This is a genomic window from Acinetobacter higginsii, from assembly GCF_000369525.1.
GTDB lineage: Bacteria > Pseudomonadota > Gammaproteobacteria > Pseudomonadales > Moraxellaceae > Acinetobacter > Acinetobacter higginsii.
Genome location: NZ_KB850076.1, coordinates 73,992 through 74,683 on the forward strand (window position 1 = coordinate 73,992; position 692 = coordinate 74,683).

1 pseudogene is annotated in these 692 nt (G+C 47.7%); it reads left to right on the forward strand.

What is annotated here, in order from left to right:
- A pseudogene (locus F902_RS20805) lies at positions 1–692 on the forward strand (hypothetical protein); the annotation flags it as partial.

Consider the following 692-nt stretch of genomic DNA (forward strand, 5'->3'; position numbering starts at 1 on the left):
GATACGGTGATTAATACCGATGGCGTCACTATTAGCAATGGTCCAAGTATCACCAAGTCAGGCATCAATGCAGCGGGTAACCCAATTAGCAATGTTGGTGCAGGTGTTGACGACACTGATGCAGTCAACAAAGGGCAGTTAGACAAGGCGGCCGCGGCAGCGAAAACTGAAGTCACTCAAGGTAAGAACATCACCGTTTCTAAAACCACAGGAGCAGATGGACAAGATATCTATAACGTTGCAACGGCAGATAATGTTGATTTTAACAATGTGACTGTTGGTGGTGCTAATGGTGTGAACATTGATGGCACTACAGGCAAGATCAGTGGTGTAACTGCGGGCGAAGTCAGTGCGACTTCGGACGAAGCCATTAATGGTAGCCAGTTGGCAGGCACAGCGAAGAGTGTATCGGATGCTTTAGGTGGCGGTTCAACGGTTAATCCTGATGGCACTGTGACGGCACCAAGCTATACCGTCAATGGAGAAACCGTTCGTAATGTCGGTGATGCAATCACAGAATTAGACAAAGGCTGGAATCTACAAAGCAATGGCGCCAAAGCGGGTGCAGTGAAAGCAGGTGATACGGTTGATATTGGCACAGTTGCAGGCGAAGAAAATCTGACGGTGACCAAAGATGGTAACAATATCAAATATGGTCTAAACCGTGATCTGAAGGTAGACAGCGTTCGTGC